This is a genomic window from Arthrobacter jiangjiafuii (assembly GCF_018622995.1).
GTDB lineage: Bacteria > Actinomycetota > Actinomycetes > Actinomycetales > Micrococcaceae > Arthrobacter_B > Arthrobacter_B jiangjiafuii.
Genome location: NZ_CP076022.1, coordinates 811,477 through 832,320, shown reverse-complemented (window position 1 = coordinate 832,320; position 20,844 = coordinate 811,477). Strand labels below are relative to the sequence as shown.

The window sequence follows — 20,844 nt, the reverse complement described above, 5'->3', positions numbered from 1 at the left end:
AGCCACCTTCGTGGACAGCCGTTTCTGCGGCCGCTAGGGTAGCGCGCATGACTGACGCCCCCGCGGGAACACCCTCCGCCGCTGCCCGCCTGCTCACCGGTTTCTCGCTGGAAATGACCGGCAAGGACGTTGATGCGCTTCATGCCGCCCAAGCGTCTATTCCGCAGGGAACCCGTATCAACGTCACCTACCTGGGCAACGAGGACCTGCCGCTGCGGGTCTCCGCAGCGGCAGCCGTGGCTGCCGGCGGCTTTGTTCCGGTGCCGCACATCTCCGCCCGGAGGCTGGAATCCCAGGCTGAGCTGGAGAAATACCTGGCCTCGCTGGAGGAAGTGGACGCAGCACGCGAACTGTTTGTGGTCGGCGGGGATCCCGTCACTCCGCTCGGGCCGTATCCCGACGCGCTGTCCGTGATCCGGACCGGTCTGCTGCCCGGGCACGGGGTTCGGGGCGTGAGCATCAGCGGCTACCCCGAAGGACACCCCGACATCGGCACCGACACCTTGTGGGCAGCGTTGGAGGACAAGATCCAGGCGCTGGAGGAGGCCGGCCTGGACGCTTCGATCACCACGCAGTTTGGCTTCGACGTGGATCCGGTCCTGGCCTGGCTCCAGGAGCTCCGCGGGCGCGGGGTAAAGGCACCGGTCCGGATCGGCGTCCCCGGACCGGCCGGCGTGAAGCGGCTCCTGGGCTACGCGCGCCGCTTCGGAGTCGCTTCCTCGGCAGGAATCGCGCACAAGTACGGGTTCTCCCTGACCAACCTTCTGGGAACAGCGGGCCCGGACCGGTTCATCCAGGACCTGGCCAAGGCCTACTCACCGGCCGTCCACGGTGAGGTGCGGCTGCACTTCTACACCTTCGGCGGGATCAAGGCCACGGCCGACTGGGTGCGGGATTACCAGGACCGGCACCAACGGTAACCGCGGCCGGCGCCCGCCTGAGCGCCGGCCGTGGCCGCCGCTACCCGTTCGAGGGCAGGAGCGCTGACATGTCAGGTTCTTCAGTGATCAGTCCGCGGTCAAGGGAGATGCGCACCACCTCGTTCAGCGATTCCTCGTTGATCTCCCCGTAGTACCGCGGCAGGGTCAGCTGCTCAATGACGTCGGGTTCCAGCGAGGTGTACGTCGGCAGGATGGCCCGCACCTCTTCGGGGTGCTGGTCGGCATATTCCAATGAGGCCGTCATGGCCCGGACAAACTTCTCGGTGTTTTCGGGATTCTCCTGGATGTACTCATCCGAGGTGAAATAGACGGCGACGGTCAGGTCAGTGATTGGCTCCGCATAATTGGAGAACACCGGCACGGCGCCTTGGGCCTCGGTGATGGTGACAAAGGGTTCCACCGCGGCGATTGCGTCCACAGTGCCGCCGGCGAGCTGGGCCGGCATGTCCGGGAACTGCATTTCCACAAACTCAATGCTCTCGTAATCGCCGCCCGCCTGCTTCACCGCTTCGGAAATGGTGGAGTCGGAAATGTTGTTCAGCGTATTCACTCCCACCCGCTTTCCGGCCAGGTCCGCTGTTTCTTCAATCCCGCTGCCGGGAAGCGTCATCACCGACGCGAAATCAGCGTCGACATCGCCGGTGGTGCTGGCCCCTGGAGCCACCATCTTAATCGGCAGGCCCTTTGACTTGCCTACGATCATGGAGGTCACGTTGGAAAAGCCAAACTGCATCTGGCCCGACGTTACGGCCGGCACAATGGCTGCGCCGCCCTGCGCCAGGGTCAGGGTCAGGTCCAGCCCTTCATCCTCGAAGAAGCCCTTCTCCACCCCCAGGTAGATCGGCGCCACGTCCACGATGGGAATGACACCCACCTCTATGGGTATCAGCTCGCCGCCGCCCTCGGCTTCGGTTTGGGTTTCCGACGACGGCGAACCGCCGCCGCATCCCACAAGCCCCAACAATGCCGCCAAGACAACCGCAACACCGGTTTTCCTCATCGTGCCCTCCAGTTCCCGTTTGTGCCGCAGGCACGCCGGTCCCCGGCCGCCGTGTCGGTAGGTGCACCCTAACCGGGATTGGCCTGCCCGGCCAGAGAGTTATCCGACGCCCCGCGCCCGCCACCTGCACCGGGACCAATGCGCGTAGGTCTCGACACCGCCCGGCTATGCACCTAAGGTCGGGTCAATCCGTGCAGCGTCAACGGGCCAATGACGGCCCGTGGATTCCGGTGTCAGCAGAACCGGAGGCGGAGCCTGAAAGTCCAACGACGTTCTTCGTCAAAGAAATTCATCAAAAGAAAAAGGGGTTCAACGTGGCACCTAAGAATCTGCAGGAGGTCCTCGACTCGAGCGGAAGTGTGGTGGACCGGCTCCGCAACTCCCAGATCGGGGCGTATATCTATCCCGTCGTCGCACCGGAATTCAGCAACTGGCGCAGCGAGCAGCGGGCCTGGCGTGAAACGGCGGTGCTTTTCGACCAGTCCCACCACATGGACAATCTCTTCATCAAAGGCCCTGACGCGCTGAAACTGCTCTCGGACACCGCGATCAACAGTGTCGCGAATTTCCCGGTGAACAAGGCCAAGCAGTACGTTCCCACCGGCCCCTCCGGCCACGTGATCGGCGACGGCATCCTCTTCCATGAGGACGACGACGAGTACATCTACGTGGGACGGGCGCCGGCCGCCAACTGGCTGCTCTTCAATGCCGAAACCGGCGGCTACGACGTGGATGTCCAGATCGACCGCCGCTCGCCCTCCCGGCCGATGGGACGCCCCGTCTCCCGCCGTTACTTTCGGTTCCAGATCCAGGGCCCCAACGCCTGGCAGGTCATCGAGAAGGTCAACGGATCCCCGGTGGAGCAGCTGAAATTCTTCAACATGGACCACATGAGCATTGCCGGCGAGACGGTACGGACCCTGCGCCACGGCATGGCCGGAGCCCCGGGCCTGGAAATCTGGGGAGATTACGGCTCCTACGAGAAGGTGCGGGACACCATCCTGGATCTCGGCAGCGAGTTCGGGATCACCGCCGTGGGTGCCCGCGCCTACCCGTCCAACACGCTCGAATCCGGCTGGATCCCCTCTCCCCTGCCCGCCATCTACACCGGGGACGAACTGCAGCCCTACCGGGAATGGCTGGGCGCGGACAGCTACGAAGCCTCCAACGCCATTGCCGGCAGCTTCGTCAGCCCGGACATCGAGGACTACTACCTCACGCCCTGGGACCTCGGCTACGGTTCCTTCGTGAAGTTCGACCACGACTTCATCGGCCGGGACGCCCTGGAACAGATGGATCCGGCAACCCAGCGCCGCAAAGTGACACTGGATTGGAACGCCGAAGACCTGGGGAAGATCCTCACGTCGCATCTGGGCACCGACGAACCGTACAAGTACTTCGACCTGCCGCTGGCCAACTACGGTTCCTCCAACTACGACTCGGTCATTGACGCGGACGGCAACGTGGTCGGGGTATCCATGTTCACCGGCTACTCGGCGAACGAGCGCCGAGGGCTCTCCCTCGCCACCATCGATCCCTCGGTACCCCTTGGGACCGAACTGCGGGTGGTGTGGGGCGAGCCCGACGGCGGAACAGGCAAGACCACGGTGGAACCGCACCGGCAGCTGGATGTCCGTGCCACCGTCAGCCCGGTTCCGTTCTCGGAAACGGTCCGGAAGGAATACAAGGGCGGCTGGCGGACGGGGAACAGCCAGGCCTGATCCGGCGGCGAGGCAGTGCGGCGGATGCCGCAGCGGGTTCCGCTGACTCAGGGAATTCGCTGCGGCATCCGCCGCTCACTTTTGTGCCGGGCATCGGTCCGGGCTTCGGCCCGCCCCTCGCCTCGTGTCCAGCTCCGGTCACCTCCCGGCTCGGGCCGGGCAGCGGGCAGGGTCGTTCCATGCGCCGCCTCCCGCTGGCCGGGTGCCAGGTACTGGACGTGCCTGGCACCGCTGAGCCTGCGGGCGCCCTCGTTGAGCACCGGGCGCAACACGCGCAGCCTGGCCTCGTAGTTCCGTCCGTTGCGGTCGGTTTCCCGCAGGTACGCGTCGCACGCCCGGTGCATTTCCAGCAGCACTGCCGTTGGCGAAGAGGAACCCGGGCGCAGTTCGCTCAGCGTGTCGCGGACCTGCTGGCGGACGTCGGCGACGGCCGAGCGGCAGCGGGCAGCGTCATGGTCCGGTTCAAGGACCCCCGGCCCGCCCTCAGCCAGCGCCCTTTTCAAATGAACATGGGTGACCAGGGCCTGCAATGCCCTCTTCTCGCGGGCACTCTGCAGCCAGTGCAGGAGAAATCCACACGCCACCGCACCCAAAATCGTGCCGGCCACGATCCCGGCCAGGAAAAACCACCACATGTGCCCCCCCCTTGTGTTCCGCCAGTGACGGCTGAAAATCCGCCGCGGGAGGGGAACAGTACGAAGCTGCGTGTCGGTGCGCCAGAGAGAATCGGGGTAACTGCCCGGAAAACACGTAGTGCCGCCGGACACCAGGTGGCATGAGATTCCTCGCAGGGGGCAGCGGTGTACCGCTTGCCGGCGGGGAACCGGCAAAAAGCCGCTGAATTCAGGGCCCTAGCTTAAAAGGATGAAGCTCTCCTCGCATACTGCGGCGGGGCTCCTGGCCGGAGTGGCCGCTGCCGGAATCAGTGCTGCTGTAGCGCTTGGGCGGCATCCCCTGCCCTCGACATGGCTCATCCGCGGAGTCTTCGCCGGCGCGGGCAAGGTCCCGGTAAAGAAGATCCTCCCCCATATTCCCCGGTTCACGGTCACCGGCCACCGGGGCCTGCACTATCTGGGCTCAGCTGCCAAACCGACCCTGGACCTGTTCCTTCCCGAGAATGCGGCCCGGAAACCGCTGCCCGTGGTGATGTGGATCCACGGCGGAGCGTGGATTTCCGGTTCCACGGAAGACGTGGCGCCGTACCTGAAAGTCCTTGCCGGATACGGTTACGCAGTGCTCGGGGTCGGCTACTCGATCTCGCCGGAAGCGGTTTATCCGGCGGCGCTGAAGGAGCTGAACGCGGCGCTGGGCTTTGTGCGCGAGCATGCGGACCGCTACGGACTGGACCCTGACCGGATTGTCCTTGCCGGGGACTCCGCCGGTGCCCAGCTGGCCGCGCAGCTGGCGCTGGCCATCACCAACCCGGAGTATGCCCGGGACACCGGGGCTGTCCCCGCAGCGGGACCGGAACAGCTCTGCGGCATCCTGTTGCACTGCGGCGTCTTCGATCTGGAGTCAGTGGCCCGCATGGCCGGCCCGGTGGGCTGGGGCCTGCGGAAGGCCCTCTGGGCCTACACCGGATCAAAGGACTGGGCCGCCACCGAAGCCGCAGACCATATGTGCATTCCGAAGCACGTGGATCACCGCTTTCCGCCGACCTACATTTCGGGCGGCAACGGCGACAACCTGACCCTCACTCAGTCAGTGCCCCTGGCCGATCGGCTCCAGGACCTTGGCGTGCCGGTGGTCCGCCGGTTCTGGCCGAAGAACTACCGCCCGGCGCTCGGTCACGAGTATCAGTTCCAGCTGCACCGCCCCGAAGCGATGGAATCCCTGCACGAGACCGTTGCCTTCCTGGAGCAGGTCACCGGTGTCACGGCCCTGCCCCGGAACCCGTTGGAGGAGCGTGCCGCCCGGCGGCGCCTGGATGCACAACCGGATATCCGGCTCAGCGCCTAGCCGGGCGCAGGCGCAGGGGTGGCCATCAGGACCGGAGGATGATGACGTCCAGGTTCCGCGGGCCGTGCACTCCCTCGACGCGTTCCAGTTCGATGTCCGACGTTGCACTGGGCCCGCTGATCCAGGTCAGCGGGCGGGTGCCGTCCAGCCGGCGCAGCGCTTCGGGCAGGATCCCGGCTATGTGATCGCTGCGCACCACGCAGATGTGGTGGTCCGGAACCAGCGAAATCGCGCGGCGGCCCTGGTCGGGGCTGCCGTCCAGGATGATCGTGCCGGTCTCTGCGACGGCGACCGCACTCGCGGTGACGACGGCGTCCACGGCGTCCAGCTCCGCCACGCTCAGCGGTTCCTCGAGGGTATCCACGCGGCGGCGGCCCGGAGCGGCTGCTTCGGCGTCGGCCAGCCAGCCGCCGTCGAGCCCCTCGGGAACCACGTAACTGTGCGCGCCGGCCAGCAATTCTGCGATCCGCGGAGCCAGCCCTGCCTCATCCACCACGGTGACTCCGGCCTTGTAATCCACCAGCCGGTCCACCAGCAGCTGGATCCGTTCCTCCCGGTCCAGGCCCGAGTGCTCCCGGTAGTGCCGCGGAATATGCGGCACCGGAGGGTTGTCATGCAGTGCCGACCGCAGCCGTTCCAGGATCTGTTCGCGGGCGCTCATGCCTTGTGCTCCTTTGCCCACCAGTCGCGGAAGGACTCCGCGGGCGGTGCCGGCACGTCCCGGCTCCGGGTCCAGCCGGCGGCGATGCCGGGGAGCTTGGTGATCTTCTTCTTCCGGCCGGCGGCAATCCGGCCCAGCGGCAGGCCTTTCTCCAGCAGGCGCAGGTGCTTTCCGGAGGAGAACGCCCAGGACGCACCCTTCATCAGCAGGTCCATTTGCGACGGCGGTTTCCTGCCCCGTTTGCTGTCCACATCCTCGGCGCGCAGGTGCACCAGGATTTCGGGGATGTTGATCTTCACCGGGCAGGCGTCGTAGCAGGCCCCGCACAGCGAGGAGGCGTACGGCAGGGAGCTGTTTTCCTCGGAGCGGATCCCCGTCATCATCGGCGAGAGGATCGCGCCGATGGGCCCGGGGTAGGTCGAACCGTAGGCATGGCCGCCGGTGCGTTCGTATACCGGGCAGACATTCATGCAGGCCGAACAGCGGATGCAGTGCAGCGCCGAGCGGCCCATTTGATCGGCGAGCGCCGCACTGCGGCCATTGTCCAGCAGCACCAGATGGACATTCTGCGGCCCGTCCCCCGGCGTCACCCCGGTCCACAGCGAGGTGTACGGGTTCATCCGCTCCCCCGTGGAGGACCGCGGCAGCAACTGCATGAACACTTCCAGGTCCTGCCAGGACGGCAGCAGCTTCTCCACCCCCATCACGGTGATCAGGGTGTCGGGCAGCGTCAGGCACATCCGCCCGTTGCCTTCGGATTCGACGACGGCGAGGGTACCGGCGTCGGCGATTGCGAAGTTCGCCCCGGAGATGGCGACCTTGGCGGAGAGGAACTTCCGGCGCAGGTACAGCCGGGCGGCCTCGGCCAGCTTCGGAGGGCTGTCCGTCAGGCCCGGATCCACGCCCGGCATTTCGCGCAGGAAGATCTCCCGGATCTGGCTGCGGTTCTTGTGGATGGCCGGCACCAGGATGTGGCTGGGCTTGTCGTGGTCCAGCTGCACGATCAGCTCAGCGAGGTCGGTTTCGAACGCGGCGATGCCCTGCTCTTCCAGATACTCGTTCAGGCCGATCTCCTGGGTGGCCATGGACTTGACCTTGACCACCTCGTCCACGCCCTGTTCCCGGATCAGGTCGTGGACAATTTCGTTGGCCTCTGCGGCGTCGCGGGCCCAGTGGATGATGCCGCCGCGGGCGGTGAAGTTCGCCTCGAACTGCTCCAGCAGTTCGGGCAGCTGCGCCATGACGGCGGCTTTGGTGGCGCTGCCGGCGTTACGCAACTCCTCCCAGTCGGGCAGCTCGCCGACCACCCGCAGCCGCTTGTCCCGGATGGTGTGAGTGGCATGGCCCAGGTTGGCGCGCAGCTGGGTGTTGCCCAGTTCCCGGCGGGCCGCCGCCGGAAAGGACTCGGTCGCGTTAATGTTGCCCTGCCCGAAGACTGGCGCGGTGGGCATGCCCAGATACGTGCTGCTCATGATGAAGCCTTTCCACCGGCCAGGACGTCGCCGCTGACGGAGACCGGATGTTCCCTGGTGCTGGCGAGGATTTCGGCGAAGTGCAGGGTGGCCACGGAGCTGCCCTGCCGGGACAGCCCGCCGCCAATGTGCATCAGGCAGGAGGCATCACCTCCGGAACACAGTTCGGCGCCGGTGGCGGTGATGTTCGCTGCCTTGTCGTCCAGCATGGCCGTGGAGACGTCGGCGTTCTTTAGGGAGAACGTGCCGCCGAAGCCGCAGCACTGGTCCGCCTGCGGCAGCGCCTCCACGGCAATGCCCTCGACGCTTTGGAGCAGGTTCAGCTGCCGGTCCCCCAGTTTCAGCAGCCGCATACCGTGGCAGCTGGGATGGTAGGTGACGGTATGCGGGAACCAGGAACCCAGCTGGGCTGCGGCATCGGTGACGCCCAGGACGTCGGTCAGCAGCGCGGACAGTTCGTAGGTCTTTGCTCCCACGGCCTCGGCCCGGGCTTCGAGCCCGGCATCCCCGCAGGAACGGGCAACCATCGGATGCTGATGTTTCACCGAGGCGACACAGGAACCCGAAGGTGCGACGGCGACGTCGTACTCCTGGGATTCGAAGGCCTCGATATGGTTCCGGACGACGGGAACGGCCTCGGGCAGGTAGCCGGAGTTCACGTGCATCTGCCCACAGCAGGCCTGCCCGGCGGGGAACACCACCTCGTGGCCCAGCCGTTCGAGGATGGCTGCGGTGGCCCTGGCCGTGCGCGGATACATGGCATCCACAATGCAGGTGGCGAATAAAGCAATTCTCATGACTGCCTTTCAGCGGGGCGCATTACTGCTGACCACCATCACAGAACCGCGGCAGATACGCCATAGTCGCCGCTGCCTGACCTCGGTGGATATGAACAGGTCAGGCGCCGGGGTCTGGGCCGGCGTCCGGGCCGCTCCTGCCGCCTGAAATTCCCTTGCGCACTTTCGCAAACCGGTAAACGCCAAAGGCAACCCCGGCAATTACGGCAGCAAAGAGAACCCAGAGGACGATCATTGATACACCGGTAATCTCCATCGCGCTCTCCCTCGAGTGTCATATCCCGCCCCCGCTACTAAGCAGCCTGATAAAATCCTGCTCGATAACCGACTTCATTGGAAGAGCCGCAGGAAACAGGAGCACCCATGCCCACAGACCGCCAGGACGCCGGATCCACCGCCACCGCCAAACGGATCGCCGACCGGATCGAAGGGACCGGGGTGAGGATTGGGGTCTCCGAGTCCCTCACCAGCGGCCTGCTCGCATCCTTCCTGGGTGCCGCGCCGTCGTCGTCGGACTGGTTCCTCGGCGGGCTCACCGCCTACGCCACCTCGGTGAAGCGCTCGGTCCTGGACGTCACCGCGGAGGCAGTAGTGTCCCCGGAGTCCGCCGCGCAGATGGCAGACGGCACGGCACGCCTGCTGGGCGCAGACCTGACCCTGTCCATCACCGGATCCGGCGGTCCGGAACCGCAGGACGGGCAGGAACCCGGCACCGTCTTTTTCGGCGTCACCGCCGCCGGCCAGCAGCATCCCGATGTCCACGAACGGTTCTTCGAGGGTGACCCGGAAACCGTCATCCACTCCACCGTGGCCGAGGCGCTGGAGCTGATCAGCGACCGGCTCGACAAGCTGCTGGCCGAGCGTGGCGCCCGGTAAGGAACTACGCGAGTAGTTCAGCCGGGCCGGGACAGGCCCGGGTCCTCAGGAGTTCAGGCCCATGGGCCGCCCGGTACCATCGAAGCGCGGGGGCACTGCCGCTCCCCCTCTGAACGGCGGGATCAGACTATGAGCGTTGATACGCAGGCTCCGGGGCAGCCCACGGCGCCCATCGCGGGGCTCGGCACGGAGAACATCAGCACGCGGGAAATCGACCGCCGCAAGATGGCGCACGATGCCTCCCACTATCTGCTCATCCCCGAGGCGGTGGCGACGCCCCGCACGGCGGAAGAAGTCGCCTCGCTGCTGCGCCGCAGCCGGGCGCTGGGCGTCCCCGCCACCTTCCGCTCCGGCGGAACCTCCCTGTCCGGGCAAAGCCAGAGCGGACACCTGCTGATCAACACCCGGCAGCATTTCCGGGGCATTGAAGTGCTCGACGGCGGCGCCCGGGTCCGGGTCCAGCCCGGCGCCACGGTGCGGGCGGTGAATTCCCGGCTGGCCGCGCACGGCTACAAGCTTGGGCCGGATCCGGCGTCCGAAATCGCCTGCACCATCGGCGGCGTGGTGGCCAACAACTCCTCCGGAATGGCCTGCGGCACCGAGTTCAACACCTACCGGACCATCGAATCCATGGTGCTCATCCTCGCCTCCGGCACCCTTATCAACACGGCCGAGGCGGACGCCGAAACGAAGCTGCGCACGCTTGAACCGGAACTCTTCGACGGACTCCTGCGGCTGCGCGGCAGGATCGTGGCGAACCGGCACTCCGTGGCCACCATCGAGCGGCTCTTCGCGATGAAGAACACCATGGGCTACGGGCTGAACTCCTTCCTGGACTACGAGAACCCGGTGGACATCCTCACGCACCTGATGGTCGGCAGCGAAGGCACCCTGGGGTTCGTGGCGGAGGCAACCTTCCGCGCGGTCCCTGCACTGCCCCAGGTCGCCACCGGGCTGATGTTCTTCGATTCGCTGGACCGGGCCGCCAGTGCCCTGCCGGAGCTGGTGGCCACAGGCCTGACCACCATTGAACTGATGGACTCCACTTCGCTGCGCGTGGCCGCGGCTGATCCGGCCGCTCCCCCGGAGCTGCGCGGCCTGGAGATCGTGGACCACGCCGCCCTGCTGGTGGAACACCAGGGACGCACCGGAGAGGAACTGGCGGACAAACGCGAGGCCTCCCGGGCGCTCTTTGAATCGCTGCCGCTGGCCGCCCCGTTCGCCATGACGGCTGTGGCGAAGGACCGCGCCGCCATGTGGCACCTGCGCAAGGGCCTCTACACCACGGTGGCCGGAGCCCGCCCCTCCGGCACCAACGCGCTGCTCGAAGACATTGTGGTTCCGGTTCCGTCGCTGGCCGGAACCTGCGGCGAACTGTCGCGGCTCTTCAGTGAACACCGGTACCAGGACTCCGTCATCTTCGGCCACGCCAAGGACGGCAACATCCACTTCATGCTCAATGAGCGCTTCGACGACCCGGTGGAACTGGCCCGGTACCAGGCCTTCACCGAGGACATGGTGGACCTGGTGCTCGGCAACGGCGGCTCGCTCAAGGCCGAACACGGCACCGGCCGGATCATGGCACCGTTTGTCCGCCGCCAGTACGGCGACGAACTCTACGGGATCATGTGCGAGCTCAAGGCCCTCATCGATCCGGAAAACCTGCTCAATCCCGGCGTGCTCATCAACGAGGACCCGCTGGCCTACATCGCCGACCTGAAGGTTGCCCCGACCGTGGAGGCGGAAGTGGACCGCTGCGTCGAGTGCGGGTACTGCGAGCCGGTCTGCCCCAGCAAGGACCTCACCACCACGCCCCGGCAGCGCATTGTGCTGCGCCGCGAGATCGCCGCCGCCGAAGACCGCGGCGATCTCGCCCTGGCCAAGGAACTGCGGAAAGACTACGACTACGACGGCGTCCAGACCTGCGCCGTGGACGGCATGTGCGTCACGGCCTGCCCCGTGCTGATCAACACCGGGGACCTGGTCCGCAGGCTGCGGAAGGAAAGTGCCAACCCGGTGGCCGACGCCGGCTGGAAGACCGCTGCCAAACACTGGTCCACGGTGACGGTGGCGGGCGGCCGGGCCCTGGACCTGGCCAAGGCGATGCCGCCGGTCCTGCCCAAGGCAGCCACCGCCGTCGCGCGCGCCGTGGCCGGTGCCGACACCGTTCCGTCCTATGAAACCGTGCTGCCTGCGGGCGGCACCAAGCGGACCCCCTTGGAGGACCCGGCGGCAGTGGCCGTGTATTTCCCGGCCTGCATCGGCACCATGTTCGGTCCCGCCGGCTCCGGCTCTGACTCCGACTCCGGCGGGGGCAAGGGCGGGGGCGTATCGGCGGCGTTCCTGGAGCTGTGCTCACGCGCCGGTGTGGGGGTGCGGATTCCGGCCGGGATCGACGGCCTGTGCTGCGGCACGCCCTGGAAATCCAAGGGCTTCGGCAAAGGCTATGCGGTGATGACCGAGCGCGTGCTGGCAAACCTCTGGGAAGCCACCGGCGGCGGGGCGTTGCCGGTGGTGTGCGACGCCGCGTCCTGCACCGAGGGCCTGGACACCATGAAGCGGCTGGCGGGGGAAAGCCCGGAGTATCCGGGGCTGCAGTTCATCGATTCGGTCGAGTTTGTCCGCGAGACACTGTTGCCGCAGCTGGCCGTGACCCGGAAGCTGCCGTCCATGGCCCTGCACCCCACCTGCTCCTCCACCCAGCTCGGCGCCAACGACGCATTGCAGGCGGTGGCCGCAGCCGTGGCCGAAGAGGTGTTTGTCCCGCCGAGCTGGGGCTGCTGCGCTTTCGCCGGTGACCGCGGGCTGCTGCATCCGGAGCTGACCGCGTCGGCCACCGACAAGCAGGCAGCCGAAATCAACGAACGGGAGTTCGCCGCCTATGCCTCGGTGAACCGGACCTGTGAGATCGGCATGACCGCCGCCACCGGGCACACCTACCGCCATGTGCTGGAGTACCTGGCGGAGGCGACCCGGTAGGTCCCGGGGGCCTTCTCCACGCATGGGGTTCCCACCGTGTGCGCAGTCCCGTGTCCGGCCCGGAACGCTACAAGGGCTCGTCCGGCGATTCCTCCGACGGCAGGGTGGGCGGAATCTCCGGCAGTTCCTGCAGCGACCACTGGTTGCCGTCCGGATCGCTGAAGTACACGAAGGTCCCCCAGTCCAGCGGAGTGATGTCGCTGGTCTGAACGCCGTGCTCCACCAGATGCTGCCGGGCCTCCGCGGCACTGGGCACCACGATCTGGATCCGCTGCGAACCGGGCACCATATCGGTGGTGCCCGGGCCGATCACCACCGAGCAGGCGGAGCCGGGCGGGGTGAGCTGCACAAACCGCAGTTCCGGATTCACGCGCTCGTCAAAGTCAGCGTTGAAACCGATCTGGTCCACGTAGAACGCCTTCGAGGCATCCACGTCGGACACGGGCACGGGCACAAGTTCAATTTTCCAGTCCATGCCGTCAACGGTAGGACCGCCGACGACGGCGGGAAACGGTGTAGCGGTCAACTCCGGTCCTCTAACGGCTACGTCCTGGAACAGCTAAACGGGCACAGATTTCCGCCAGCCGCCGTCCGTGTAGTCCTGGCGGACCGCCTCGGAGAAAGGCACCGGGCCGACCTCCACGTTGACCGCGTATTGCCGGTGCGGTTCAACGGATGATTTCCGTGTTCCGCCGTCCGGCTCGCCCCAGATGACCTTGAGCCGGGAGCCGGTCTCCACGCCAGGGTCCACTACCGCAAGGGACAGCGGCCGCTTCTCGTTCCAGCTGTAGCCGGTGAACATGGAAACCCCCACCACCTTGCCCGAGGCGTCCACCACGGAATCAAAATTCGAGGCTCCGTAGTTGGCATTGGGCAGGTCGAAGAACTTGTAGGGCAGCTCCTCCTTTTGGTACATCGACGCGTGGATGGCGGCAACGTCATTTCCGTCCCAGGCCAGGGTGACCTTCCGCCGCTGCGCCGCCGGGTCCATCGCTTCCAGCGCGTCCCTGCCAATGAAGTCATGGTCGTACTTGATGAAGGACCCGTAACCCAGCTCCCAAGGGGTGCTGTAATACCCCTCGACCGACTCCGGCACATAGGATCCGGCCACGGCGGAGTTCGCTTCGAAGCTGTTCCCGCCAAGCCACTGCCGGTAGCCGGCCAGCTCGTCTCCGCTGTAGATGCCCGGCAGCGGCGAGGGGATCCACCCCGATTCCAGGGTGTTGCAGGAGTAGGCCCGGGCGCCGGCCGGTTCCAGCCCGAATTCCGCGCCGGCTTCAAGGATGGTGTCGCGGATCCGGTCATAGTCCCCGTACGGTCCCCAGAGTTCCAGCCCGGGCGCTCCGGCCATGCCGTGGCGCAGGGCCCGGACCCGGGTTCCACCCACCAGCATGTGGGACATGGTGAAGAACTTCAGCTGCTCCAGCGGGCCGCCGTGCACCTTTTCGATGACGTCCCACGCCCGGGGCCCCTGGATCTGCAGCCGCCAGTAGTCCCGGGACACGGCCTTGCCCATGGGCCGCGACGGCGAGCGCCGGTCGGCGCGCAGCTCGACGTCGTACCCGCCGTGTTCTGCGTTGTAGAGCAGCCAGTTCACGGCCGGTGAGCGGCCCACAAAGACAAATTCCTCCTCACCTTCGCGGAACAGGATGCCGTCGCCAATGACGTGGCCGTAGGGGGTGACCGGAACGTACTGCTTGGCCTTGTCCACCGGGAAGTTGGCCACCGAATTGATGGCCGTATCGGAAATCAGTGCCAGCGCCCCGGGACCGGAGATAAAGAGGTTGTCCATGTGGTGGGACTGGTCAAACAGCACGGCCGTTTCGCGCCAGGCGCCGACCTCCCGGCGCCAGTTGGTGAATTCTGCAGCCACCACCGGATACACGTAGGCGCCGACCTGCACGTTGCGCAGGTGGTCCACGGTGTTTCCGGAAGCGTCCAGGACCTCTTGCAGGGAAGGGGCGGGCATTAGCGGGGTCCTTTCGCGGACGTCAGTGGGCGGCAGCGGCGGCAGCGGCCTCGTCGAGGTGGGCAATGGACCGGGTGTCCTGGAAGGCCCGCACACCCTGGATTCCCTGTTCCCGTCCCATGCCGGAGTACTTCATACCGCCAAACGGAGCACGCAGGTCCAGCCGGGTGGCGCCGTGGTCGTTGACCCACACATACCCGCACTCAAGCCGGGACCCCACCGCGTTGGCCCTGGCCGGATCTTCCGTCCACACCGAACCGCAGAGCCCGGCCCAGGTGTCGTTGGCCATCGCGATGGCCTCGTCCTCGTCGTCAAAGGGAATGATCGGGATGACCGGCCCAAACTGCTCCTGCGTGACCACGCGCAGCTCCGGCGACGGATCAATCACCAGCGCCGGCCGCAGGAAGTTTCCGCCGCGCAGCTGCAGATCCGCGGGGAATTCGCCGAACTCGCGGACCTCGGCCCCGGATTCCCGGGCCTCGTCCACCAGGTCTTCCACGAAGGCCTTCTGCACCGGAGAGTGCAGCGGCCCCATGGTGGTTCCCTCGTCGAGCCCGTAGCCCAGGACGGTCTTTTCCAACCGGGCGGACAGCCCCGCCACCAGTTCCTCCATCCGGGAGCGGTGGACATAGATGCGCTTGGCATTCATGCAGATCTGGCCCGTGGTGTCGAAGACGGCGGCGTGGAGGCGGTCCAGCCGGGTGGCATCGAGCAGGGCGTCTTCGAGGATGAGCGCCGCGTCGTTGCCGCCCAGTTCCAGGGTCACCCGGGTCAGCGACGCGGAGGCCATTTCCATGATCCGCTTGCCGCCGTTGACGCTGCCGGTAAAGCAGACCTTGGCGACGTCGTCGTTCTGGATCAGGCCGGACAGGTCGGCGTCCCGGCCGGTGACCACGTTCAGCACTCCGGGCGGCAGCTTTTCGGCAACGCGCTGCACAATCCGGGTGGTGGCCAGGGGCGCGCTGGGCGGCGGCTTCACGATGGCGGTGTTCCCTGCCAGCAGGGCATGGGGCAGCGACGCTCCGAGGATCGCCACCGGCCAGTTGAACGGCACGATCACGGTCACCACGCCCAGCGGCTGGTAGGAGACGGTGGTGGTGACCGGGATGCCCGGCGCCGGTTCCAGGATCTGGTCCTGCTCCACCTGCCCGGCCAGGGCCAGCGCCAGCTGCCAGCGGATCTCAAAGACCAGGGTGTCCACCCAGCTCTCCATGACAATTTTGCCGTTCTCCCGGGACAGGATGGCAGCGTCCTCGTCCCGCAGGTCGGCGATGCCGGCTATGGCCTCGGCCATCTGCGCCGCCCGTTCCTGCGGGGACAACGCGGACCAGCCAGGAAAGGCGGCCTTGGCGGCACCGACGGCATCCGCCACGTCCTGCGTCGAGGCCGCCGCCGCGTAGCCGGCAACCGACCCGGGTTTGGCGGGATCGGCAACGGCCAGGTTGTCCTGCGTCCTCCTGGGCTCGCCATTGATGTACAGCCCGGTAACCACCTGGGCGGACGCCTCCGAAGTCGTCGTCATTTTCTAACACCTCTCTGTGTTGAGCCCGGATTGAGACCGCTGGGTTGCGTACAAGGTAGCCCACCCAAAGTGCCCGAACAACAGGATTCCGAAGGCCGTTCCCGGCGGCGGGAACGCGGAGACCCGAAGCACGCTGAGGAATAAGCCCGATCAGTGCCGTGTTGCCGCCTATATGAGCGAGCAGAGCGTAACCCCCGTCCCCCTGACCATTGATCTCTCGGACCTGGGCACGGTCCGCCGTCTAGGTTTCGGTGCCATGCGCATCGTCGGCCCCGGAGTCTGGGGCGAGCCCGAAAGCCGCGGCGCCGCCGTCGACGTCGTCCGCCGGGCCGTGGAACTGGGCGTGGACTTCATTGACACCGCCGATTCCTACGGACCGAACATCAGCGAGGAAATCATCGCCGAGGCCCTGTACCCCTATCCCGACGGCGTGCGCATCGCCACCAAGGCCGGCTTTGTCCGCACCGGTCCGGATGCCTGGGTTCCGGTGGGCCGTCCCGAATACCTGCGCCAGCAGGTGGAACTGAGCCTCCGCAAGCTCAAGGTGGACTCCCTGGACCTGTTCCAGCTGCACCGCATCGACCCCAAGGTCCCGGCCGAAGACCAGTTCGCCGTCATGCGCGACCTGCAGCAGGAAGGCAAGGTCAAGGCTCTGGGCCTGTCCCAGGTGTCCGTGGACCAGCTCAAGGCCGCCGGCGAGTACTTCACCGTCTCCACCGTGCAGAACCGCTACAACCTCACCGACCGTTCCTCCGAGGACGTGCTGGAATACGCCGAAGCCAACGGCATCGGCTTCATCCCGTGGGCTCCGATCTCCGCGGGCGAGCTCGCGCAGCCCGGCGGCCCTGTCGCCGAGGCCGCCAAGCGCCTGGACGCCACCGATTCCCAGGTGGCACTGGCCTGGCTGCTGCGGCGCTCCCCCGTGATGATGCCGATCCCGGGCACCGGTTCCATCGCGCACCTCGAGGAGAACCTCGCCGCCGCGGACCTGGTGCTCGACGACGCCACCTACGCAGAGCTCGACGCCGCCAGCCAGACCGCCGGTAAGTAAGCACTCCCCGGCAGCACCCCACAGCCTTTCCCCACCAAAGGAGCACTTCCGCATGGCAAACATTCTCATGGTCGTTTCAGCAGCCGATTCCCTCACGATGAAGGACGGCAGCGAGCATCCCACCGGTTTCTGGGCCGAGGAGCTCGTGGAATCGCACCGCGTCCTGCGCGAAGCCGGCCACACGGTGCGCATCGCCACCCCCAACGGCACCAAGCCCACCGTGGATGCGGTCAGCCTGGACCCGTCGCAGGCCGGGGGCGAAGAGAAGGCCGTGGCCTTCACCAACTACCTTGCCTTCATCGACGCCGAGCTCTCCTCCCCGCTGCCCCTCACGGACGCGGACATCGCGGAATACGACGCCGTCATCATGCCGGGCGGACACGGCCCCATGGCGGATCTGGCCTTCGACAAGGACCTGGGACGGATTCTCGTTGCAGCCGACAAGGACGGAAAGATCATCGCTCCGTTCTGTCACGGCCCGGCCGGTTTGCTGAGCGCCGAAACCGAAGAGGGCGGCTTCATCTTTGCCGGCCGCAAGCTGACCGTCTTCACCGATGAGGAAGAGCTTGGCGGCGGCACCGGAGAGAACACTCCCTGGTTTGTCGAAGAGGTGCTGCGCAACAAGGGCGCCATCGTGGAGACCGGTCCCGCCTGGTCCAGCTTTGTGGTCCGCGACCGGAACCTGATCTCCGGCCAGAACCCCCAGTCCAGCGAAGACGTGGCCAAGGCCGTGCTCTCCGCGCTGGCCGAGTAGGACTGACGTGTCTGTCCTGATTGCCGGCTGCGGTGATCTGGGCACGGAAGCCGGCCTGCGGTTCGCCGCGGCCGGCTTTTCCGTGCTCGGCTGGCGCCGCAGCCCGGAGAAAATTCCCGCCCCGCTCACCGGGCAGGCCGCCGATCTGACGGGCCGCAGCGGCGGGCTGCCGCGCATTCCCGCGGACACCGACGTCGTGGTGATCGCCGTGGCCGCCGGCAGCCGCAGCGAGGAGGCCTACCGGGCCGCCTATGTGGAGGGCACCGCCAATGTGCTGGACGCGCTGGAGCGCGACGGCGTGCATCCGCGGCGGATCCTGTTTGTCTCCTCCACCGCGGTGTACGGCGACGCCGGCGGCAACTGGGTGGATGAACAGACACCGGCCGCGCCGGCCTCCGCAACCGGTGCCGTGATCCTCGAGGCGGAACAGCTGCTGCACGCGCGCCGTCCGGACGCGGTGGTGCTGCGGCTGTCCGGCATTTACGGGCCCGGACGCACCCGGCTGATCGACTCGGTGAACGCAGGCACCGCCGTCGTGCCCGCCTCCCCGCAGCTGACCAACCGGATCCACCGCGACGACGCCACCGCCGCCATCGTGCACCTCACCACCGCGGTGGCGGATCCCGCACCGCTGTATGTGGGCGTGGACGACGAGCCGGTGGACCTGGCCGAGGTGCTGCGGTTCCTCGCGGACGAGCTGGGCCGGGAGCTGCCGGATCCAGCGGAAACCGCCGGGTCCAGCCGGGGCGGGAACCGGAAGCTGTCCAACGCCCGGCTGCGCGGCACCGGGTTCGGCTTTGCCTATCCGACGTTCAGGGAGGGCTATCGCGCCGTGCTGTCCGGGGCCGGCGTCCGGCATGCCTAGGACTGGGCGCTGAGCCGTTCCACCAGGGTTCCGGGGAAGTCGGTAATCACGGCGTCGAGGCCAGTGTCCAGCGCGCGTTCCGTGTACTCGGCTCCGTTAACCGTGTAGGCCCACAGCCCCAGGTCCAGGGCCCGGACGGCGGCGGCGGACTCCGCGGTCAGGCTGAGATGGTTGGCCACGACGCCCTGCAGCCAGCGCGCGCCGGCCAGGAGGGCCTGGTCCGGAATCCCGTCCACGAGCTGGAACACGGCAACATCAGGTGCAGCCTCGTGGAAGGCCCGCACCGAGGCATGGTCAAAGGAGCTGACGGCGATTGGCTGCTGCTGTGCCAGCCGCTTCCAGTCGGCTTCGCCGGCCAGGGCAGCAGCCAGGGCCTGCTCCACACCCGGTGATTCGGCCGGGGCCTTGATCTCCAGGTTGATGCCGAGGCTGAAGTCCACGGCTGCGGGCAGCTCGGAGAAGAAGAGGATCGGTTCGCCGCGGAACTGCTCCCCGAACCACGAGCCGGCGTCCAGGCGCCGCAGCTGCGCTGCGGTGAAGGACGTGATCGGATCATCAGCACGGTCCGGAAATACCTCGGCGATGTTGGTGGTGCGGCGGCCGGTGCCGTCGTGAAAGAGGAACAACTCGCCGTCCGCACTGAGGCGGACATCGGTCTCAATCATGTCGGCGCCGGCCGCCAGGGCGGAGGCAAAGGCTGCGGCTGTGTTTTCCGGGGCCAGCCCGCTGTTGCCTCGATGGCCGACAACGAGCGGACGGTGCCCCTGTGGACGTGCTATGGCCTTTTCCTGCCCTTTCCGGTTTCTGTGGTGCTGGTGCAGCCCTACTGTACCGAGCCGTTGTAGCTGTCGATTTCCCGCTTCAACTCGGTCACTGCTTCGGTCAGCTCGGTCTCGCTGTCGCCGCCGAGCAGTGCGCCTTCCAGTGCGTCCTCCGCGGCCTTGCGGGCCTGCGGCATGGGGCCGGCGGAGCAGCCCTGGGTGGCCGGGGTCAGCTTCGTGTCGGCAAGCTGCTGCACGGCGACGTCGAACTGCGGGTACTGCTCGCGCCAGGCCACGTCCTTCGGCTCGTCGAGGGCGCCCACCGAGATCGGGAAGTAGCCGGTGCCGGTGTGCCAGGTGGCCTGGGTTGCCGGCTCGGCGAGGAACTTCATGAACTGCCAGGACGCTTCCTTCTCGGCGTCGGAATGGCCTTCCTCGGAGATCCAGAGCGAGGCGCCGCCGATGATCGGACCTGACTCGTTCTCCTCGATCCGCGGGTAGAAGCCCACGCCCAGTTCGAAGCCCTGCTCGTCGGCAGCCTTCTGCATGCCGCCCAGGGCACCGGTGGATTCCAGCGTCATGCCGATGGTGCCGCTCTTGAACGCGTTCTGCGCATCGGCGGTGGCCCGGCCGGTGTTGCCGGCCACTCCGGTGGCAACCATGTCCTTCCACCAGTCGACAAACTCCACGGCGCCGTCGTTGTTGAACGTGAACTCGCCCGCGCGCTCCCCCGCCCGGCCGTTGTCCGGGCCGCAGTACAGGCCGCCGTTGGTGGCGATTTCCTGCTCGAGCAGCCAGCCGTAGATGGCCGCGTTGAACCCGAATTCCGCGGGTCCGCCGTTCACCTTGGACAGTTTGCCGGCGGCAGTGCCGACGTCGGCCAGGGTCAGCGGCGGGGTTTCGGCATCGAGGCCGGCAGCCTCGAAGAGCGTCTTGTTGTAGTAGAGGACCGGCATGGAGGTATTGAACGGCATCGACCAGAGCTCGTCGTCGATGGAGTAGTACCCGGCGATGTTCGGCTGCAGGTCGGAGACGTCGTATTCGTCGCGGTCAATGAAGGCCTGGGTGGGCACCACGGCGCCAGAGTCGATCATGAACTGGGTGCCGATGTCGTAGATCTGCACCATGCTGGGCGTGCTGTCGGACTGGACCGCGGCCTTGTACTTGGTGATGGTGGTGTCGTAGTCGCCCTGGTAGACGCTCTTGACCTCGATCTTGTCATTGGCATCGTTGAATTCCTTGATCAGGCCGTCCAGGGTTTCCCCGTTGGTGCCGTCCATGGAGTGCCAGAAATTGACCTCGGTCACGCCGTCGGCGTTCTCCAGGACATCGGCTGCTGGAGCTCCGTTCTCTCCGGATGTCCCTGAGCCGCCGCAGGCGGACAGTGCCAGGGCCAGGGCGGCGGCGCTGGCTGCCAGCGGCAGGCTGCGGCCTCGTGTTGTGTTTCGCATTGACTGTTCCCCTTCGAGGTTCGGACCGGAACCGCTTGCTCCGGATGGCGCTTCAGTGGTGCGGG

General features: G+C 66.8%; 18 protein-coding genes. 8 read left to right on the top strand and 10 right to left on the bottom strand.

Annotation, left to right across the window (positions count from 1 at the left end; all coding sequences use genetic code 11):
* The first annotated feature begins 47 nt into the window (after positions 1-47).
* On the top strand, positions 48-920 hold the full coding sequence (locus tag KKR91_RS04010) for a methylenetetrahydrofolate reductase (protein ID WP_210230078.1): 873 nt from the start codon (positions 48-50) through the stop codon (positions 918-920).
* 40 nt (positions 921-960) lie between these two features.
* Here KKR91_RS04010 and KKR91_RS04005 read toward each other — a convergent pair whose 3' ends face one another.
* Positions 961-1,941, bottom strand: a complete 981-nt coding sequence (locus tag KKR91_RS04005) for an ABC transporter substrate-binding protein (protein ID WP_210230075.1) — start codon at positions 1,939-1,941, stop codon at positions 961-963.
* Positions 1,942-2,255: 314 nt separating this feature from the next.
* Between KKR91_RS04005 and ligM (KKR91_RS04000) the strand changes: the two genes are divergently transcribed.
* The gene (gene ligM, locus KKR91_RS04000) at positions 2,256-3,662 is read left to right on the top strand and encodes a vanillate/3-O-methylgallate O-demethylase (protein ID WP_210230073.1); all 1,407 of its coding nucleotides are present in this window, start codon (positions 2,256-2,258) and stop codon (positions 3,660-3,662) included.
* A gap of 47 nt (positions 3,663-3,709) precedes the next feature.
* Here the strand turns inward: ligM (KKR91_RS04000) and KKR91_RS03995 are convergent, their stop codons facing one another.
* Positions 3,710-4,297, bottom strand: coding sequence for a hypothetical protein (locus tag KKR91_RS03995; RefSeq protein WP_210230071.1), 588 nt, complete (start codon positions 4,295-4,297; stop codon positions 3,710-3,712).
* A gap of 229 nt (positions 4,298-4,526) precedes the next feature.
* Here KKR91_RS03995 and KKR91_RS03990 point away from each other — a divergent pair, with 229 nt between their 5' ends.
* Positions 4,527-5,621 carry an alpha/beta hydrolase gene (locus KKR91_RS03990; RefSeq protein ID WP_210230069.1) on the top strand — a complete coding sequence of 365 codons (1,095 nt, stop codon included), beginning with the start codon at positions 4,527-4,529 and terminating at the stop codon, positions 5,619-5,621.
* Positions 5,622-5,646: 25 nt separating this feature from the next.
* Here the strand turns inward: KKR91_RS03990 and KKR91_RS03985 are convergent, their stop codons facing one another.
* Genes KKR91_RS03985 through KKR91_RS03975 form a run of 3 tightly spaced genes read right to left on the bottom strand, consistent with a single transcriptional unit; the run spans position 5,647 to position 8,551 of the window.
* Positions 5,647-6,282 (bottom strand): LutC/YkgG family protein, encoded by a 636-nt coding sequence (locus KKR91_RS03985; protein ID WP_210230067.1) that lies wholly within the window; start codon positions 6,280-6,282, stop codon positions 5,647-5,649.
* Positions 6,279-7,754: a LutB/LldF family L-lactate oxidation iron-sulfur protein gene (locus KKR91_RS03980; protein ID WP_210230065.1), complete on the bottom strand. Its 1,476-nt coding sequence runs from the start codon at positions 7,752-7,754 to the stop codon at positions 6,279-6,281. The genes KKR91_RS03985 and KKR91_RS03980 overlap by 4 nt, the downstream gene beginning before the upstream one ends.
* On the bottom strand, positions 7,751-8,551 hold the full coding sequence (locus tag KKR91_RS03975; protein WP_210230063.1) for a (Fe-S)-binding protein: 801 nt from the start codon (positions 8,549-8,551) through the stop codon (positions 7,751-7,753). Before KKR91_RS03975 ends, KKR91_RS03980 begins: the two co-directional genes overlap by 4 nt.
* A gap of 363 nt (positions 8,552-8,914) precedes the next feature.
* Between KKR91_RS03975 and KKR91_RS03970 the strand changes: the two genes are divergently transcribed.
* Entirely contained in the window at positions 8,915-9,427 is a 513-nt protein-coding gene (locus tag KKR91_RS03970) for a CinA family protein (protein ID WP_210230061.1), read from the top strand.
* A 129-nt stretch (positions 9,428-9,556) separates the two neighbouring features.
* Positions 9,557-12,406: an FAD-binding and (Fe-S)-binding domain-containing protein gene (locus KKR91_RS03965; RefSeq protein ID WP_210230059.1), complete on the top strand. Its 2,850-nt coding sequence runs from the start codon at positions 9,557-9,559 to the stop codon at positions 12,404-12,406.
* 67 nt (positions 12,407-12,473) lie between these two features.
* Here the strand turns inward: KKR91_RS03965 and KKR91_RS03960 are convergent, their stop codons facing one another.
* From KKR91_RS03960 to KKR91_RS03950, 3 genes are all read right to left on the bottom strand, one after another.
* Entirely contained in the window at positions 12,474-12,881 is a 408-nt protein-coding gene (locus KKR91_RS03960) for a VOC family protein (protein ID WP_210230720.1), read from the bottom strand.
* Positions 12,882-12,965: 84 nt separating this feature from the next.
* Positions 12,966-14,375: a vanillate/3-O-methylgallate O-demethylase gene (gene ligM, locus KKR91_RS03955; RefSeq protein ID WP_210230058.1), complete on the bottom strand. Its 1,410-nt coding sequence runs from the start codon at positions 14,373-14,375 to the stop codon at positions 12,966-12,968.
* Positions 14,376-14,397: 22 nt separating this feature from the next.
* On the bottom strand, positions 14,398-15,897 hold the full coding sequence (locus KKR91_RS03950; RefSeq protein ID WP_210230056.1) for an aldehyde dehydrogenase family protein: 1,500 nt from the start codon (positions 15,895-15,897) through the stop codon (positions 14,398-14,400).
* A 172-nt stretch (positions 15,898-16,069) separates the two neighbouring features.
* On the opposite strand from KKR91_RS03950, the gene KKR91_RS03945 reads away from it, so the two are divergent.
* The 3 genes from KKR91_RS03945 to KKR91_RS03935 are packed head-to-tail and all read left to right on the top strand — an operon-like array spanning position 16,070 to position 18,567.
* Complete coding sequence (locus tag KKR91_RS03945) at positions 16,070-16,948, top strand: aldo/keto reductase (RefSeq protein WP_210230054.1); 879 nt, start codon at positions 16,070-16,072, stop codon at positions 16,946-16,948.
* Positions 16,949-17,000: 52 nt separating this feature from the next.
* A complete protein-coding gene (locus KKR91_RS03940; RefSeq protein ID WP_210230052.1) occupies positions 17,001-17,702 on the top strand; it encodes a type 1 glutamine amidotransferase domain-containing protein in 702 nt (233 codons plus the stop codon).
* A gap of 7 nt (positions 17,703-17,709) precedes the next feature.
* Positions 17,710-18,567 carry an SDR family oxidoreductase gene (locus tag KKR91_RS03935; protein WP_210230050.1) on the top strand — a complete coding sequence of 286 codons (858 nt, stop codon included), beginning with the start codon at positions 17,710-17,712 and terminating at the stop codon, positions 18,565-18,567.
* Here the strand turns inward: KKR91_RS03935 and KKR91_RS03930 are convergent.
* Positions 18,564-19,346, bottom strand: a complete 783-nt coding sequence (locus tag KKR91_RS03930; protein WP_273544951.1) for a glycerophosphodiester phosphodiesterase — start codon at positions 19,344-19,346, stop codon at positions 18,564-18,566. The two genes, KKR91_RS03935 and KKR91_RS03930, sit on opposite strands and share 4 nt — an antisense overlap.
* Positions 19,347-19,390: 44 nt before the next feature.
* Positions 19,391-20,779, bottom strand: a complete 1,389-nt coding sequence (locus KKR91_RS03925) for an ABC transporter substrate-binding protein (RefSeq protein ID WP_210230048.1) — start codon at positions 20,777-20,779, stop codon at positions 19,391-19,393.
* Positions 20,780-20,844 lie beyond the last annotated feature (65 nt).